The organism is Sphaerochaeta sp. S2, from assembly GCF_016406725.1.
Classification (GTDB): Bacteria; Spirochaetota; Spirochaetia; order Sphaerochaetales; family Sphaerochaetaceae; genus Sphaerochaeta.
This window is the reverse complement of the sequence record NZ_JAEKNT010000238.1, coordinates 1-3,140: the sequence shown is the minus strand read 5'-3', so window position 1 is coordinate 3,140 and position 3,140 is coordinate 1. Positions and strand designations below refer to the sequence as shown.

General features: G+C 49.5%; 5 protein-coding genes. 4 read left to right on the top strand and 1 reads right to left on the bottom strand.

Going from position 1 to position 3,140, the window contains the following annotated elements:
* The first annotated feature begins 3 nt into the window (after positions 1-3).
* From JF818_RS06765 to JF818_RS06750, 4 genes are read left to right on the top strand one after another with little or no spacing between them, the layout of a single operon-like run.
* The gene (locus JF818_RS06765; protein ID WP_198891272.1) at positions 4-597 is read left to right on the top strand and encodes an aminodeoxychorismate/anthranilate synthase component II; all 594 of its coding nucleotides are present in this window, start codon (positions 4-6) and stop codon (positions 595-597) included.
* Positions 594-1,607 (top strand): anthranilate phosphoribosyltransferase, encoded by a 1,014-nt coding sequence (trpD, locus tag JF818_RS06760; protein WP_198891271.1) that lies wholly within the window; start codon positions 594-596, stop codon positions 1,605-1,607. Before JF818_RS06765 ends, trpD begins: the two co-directional genes overlap by 4 nt.
* Positions 1,608-1,609: 2 nt before the next feature.
* Positions 1,610-2,374 (top strand): indole-3-glycerol phosphate synthase TrpC, encoded by a 765-nt coding sequence (gene trpC / locus JF818_RS06755; protein WP_198891270.1) that lies wholly within the window; start codon positions 1,610-1,612, stop codon positions 2,372-2,374.
* Positions 2,371-2,961, top strand: coding sequence for a phosphoribosylanthranilate isomerase (locus JF818_RS06750; RefSeq protein ID WP_198891269.1), 591 nt, complete (start codon positions 2,371-2,373; stop codon positions 2,959-2,961). The genes trpC and JF818_RS06750 overlap by 4 nt, the downstream gene beginning before the upstream one ends.
* 5 nt (positions 2,962-2,966) lie before the next feature.
* On the opposite strand, the gene JF818_RS16655 is transcribed toward JF818_RS06750, so the two are convergent.
* Positions 2,967-3,131, bottom strand: a complete 165-nt coding sequence (locus tag JF818_RS16655; protein WP_370570313.1) for an EAL domain-containing protein — start codon at positions 3,129-3,131, stop codon at positions 2,967-2,969.
* Positions 3,132-3,140 lie beyond the last annotated feature (9 nt).

Here is a 3,140-nt window from a genome sequence, read left to right as displayed (position 1 = left end):
CCTATGATCCTATTGATTGATAACTACGACAGTTTTTCCTACAACCTCTACCAGATGATAGGGGCATTGGAACCGGATATACAGGTAGTCCGTAATGATGTCATGACCGTAGAGGAGATTGCATCACTTGGCATGCAGGCCATTATCATCTCCCCAGGCCCCGGAACTTGCCAGGAAGCGGGAATCATCATCAGCCTTATACAGCAACTTGGCCCAACAGTTCCCATACTTGGTGTCTGTCTGGGTCATCAGGCGATCGCCACCGCATTTGGCGCTACAGTCTCTTATGCAGAGACACTCTACCATGGCAAACAATCAATGATTGTATTAGACACCTCATCTCCCCTCTTTCACAACCTGGAAAGGGAAGAAAAGGTAGGCCGGTACCACTCCCTGGCAGTAAAGGCCGACAGCCTTCCCCCCTCCCTGACCTTGACTGGATGGACAGAGGATGGACAGGCAATGGCCATACAGCACACCCACTACCCCATCTATGGAGTGCAATTCCACCCTGAATCCATACTCACCCCCAGAGGGGAAACATTGCTGAAAAACTTTCTCGAAGTGGCATACACATACAAAGGAGCAGCACAATGATACGGGAAGCCATCAAACAACTAAGCATGAAGCAGGACCTTGCCTACGGTACAGCACTGTCTGTAATGCATGAAATCATGGAGGGGAAGGCAACCCCGGTGCAAATGAGCAGTTTTCTCACTGCCCTCTCCCTGAAGGGAGAGACGATCGAGGAGATAACCGCATGCGCCGAGAGCATGAGAAGTCACTGTATACGACTACTGCATGACCTGCCGGTTCTGGAGATTGTTGGCACTGGAGGGGACCACCTAAAGACCTTCAATATCTCATCCACCAGCAGCATTGTTATCTCCAGCATGGGAGTTCCGGTCGCGAAACATGGCAATCGCGCCGCCTCTTCAGATTGTGGGGCTGCCGATGTGTTTGAAAGACTGGGAGTAAACATCCAAGTCGATGAACAAAGAAGCAAAGCAATGCTGGATGAGATCGGTCTCTGCTTTCTCTTTGCCCAGAATTACCACATCAGCATGAAATACGTTGCCCCGGTGAGAAAGGAGCTGGGGATCAGAACCGTATTCAATATTCTCGGACCCTTGGCCAATCCTGCAGGCGCTTCCTTGCAGCTTATGGGTGTTTACGATGAGAGTCTTATCGTTCCCTTGGCCCAGGTAATGACCAACCTTGGGGTAAAACGGGGAATGGTTGTCTGTGGGGAAGATGGTATGGACGAAATCACCTTGACTGGAGAGACACATATCTGTGAAGTACAGGATGGTACCTTTACACACTACTCCATCACCCCGGAACAGTTCTCCTTGAAACGTTGCAGAGGGGAAGATCTCAAAGGAGGTAATGCAGAGGAGAATGCTGAAATTACCCGCTCAATCCTCAGTGGAGAAATGCAGGGTCCAAAACAAGATATCGTACTACTCAATAGTGGATGCGCACTCTATATTGCAGGAAAAGCAAGTACCATTGGAGGAGGCATTGAACTCGCACGAGAAGCAATCGATAGCGGGAAAGCACTACAGCAACTTGAGGCCTTTGTAAGACTGTCAAACGAGGAATAAGCATGGATATCCTACAATCACTCGCTGCAAGCACTGCCAACCGATACCATGGAAAACAAACCGTGAGTATTGAGAATCGTGCATTTTCCAACGTACTGGAAGGTCACCCATTCAAGCATGCCTTGGAGAGTGACCATCTTGCCGTGATTGCTGAAGTAAAAAAGGCATCCCCTTCAAAAGGAGTCATTGCATCTTCCTTTGACCCACCGGCAATCGCAAAAGAGTATGAAGCGGGAGGCGCTTCGGCATTGAGCATACTTACTGAACCTACCCGTTTTCTGGGTGATGATGCATATCTGACCAGTATTGGAGAGAGTGTCTCCCTGCCTCTCCTCAGGAAGGATTTCATCATAACACCCTACCAGATCCTGGAATCACGGATTCTGGGAGCTTCTGCGATTTTGCTCATCGCCGCTCTGCTTGATAAAAATACCTTGTCTTCCTTTCTCTCCCTCACCAGGAGCCTTGGAATGGATGCCTTGGTGGAAGTACATGATGAAGTGGAGATGGATCTTGCGCTGGGAGCCGGAGCAACGATCATAGGAGTGAATAATCGCAACCTCCGTAATTTTTCAGTCAATCTTGAAACCAGCCTTCGCTTGATTCACTCAATCCCATCCTCAGTAACGGCTGTCAGTGAGAGCGGTATCAGGGGAAGAGAGGATGCAATTCTGCTCAAGCAAGCTGGATTCTCTGCAATATTGGTAGGTGAACAGCTGATGAGAAGAGTCGACCGAGCACAGGCCGTACAGGAATTGAAAGTATGACAAAAATCAAACTCTGCGGCATGCAAAGGGAAGCTCACATAGAGTGGGCCAATGAAGCAGGCTGTGACTATATCGGCTTTGTCTTTGCCCCAAGCCGGAGGCAAATAAGCAGAACGGTTGCAACTGATTTGCGCAAACGGGTGAATGCAGCTATTGCTGTTGTTGGTGTATTTGTTGACGAACCGGTTGAAAGCATCTCCCGCATCGCTGAGGAAGGAATCATCGATCTCATACAACTGCATGGAAGGGAGGATGAGGCATACCTGCGGACCCTTCGCTCAGTCTGCTCGCTTCCCATCATCAAGGCGGTCTGTTACCCTCATACCACTGAAAGCACATTCAGCACAGCAGATTATATCTTGCTCGATGGGGCAAAAGGAGGGAGCGGGAAGGTGTTCGACTGGAGGCAAGCTTCCAGCTATGACAAGCCAATATTTCTTGCAGGCGGATTACATGCCGGCAATCTGGAGAATGCAATCAGAACCGTCTGTCCCTATGCGGTCGATATGAGTAGTGGATTGGAAGAGAGAGGGGAAAAGCAACGACATCTCATGGTACAGGCAACCGCAATCGCTCATGCCTTATAACTCGATTATTCATCTACCCTGAATACCTGCCTCATGAAGGTATCCTCATCCACAGGCTTGCTGAAGAGATACCCCTGATAGTAATCACAACCAATGATTTTGAGGAATTCCAGCTGTTCGGCTGTCTCCACCCCCTCCGCGAGTACCACTGCTCCCATCTCCTTGGCCATAAGCAAGAC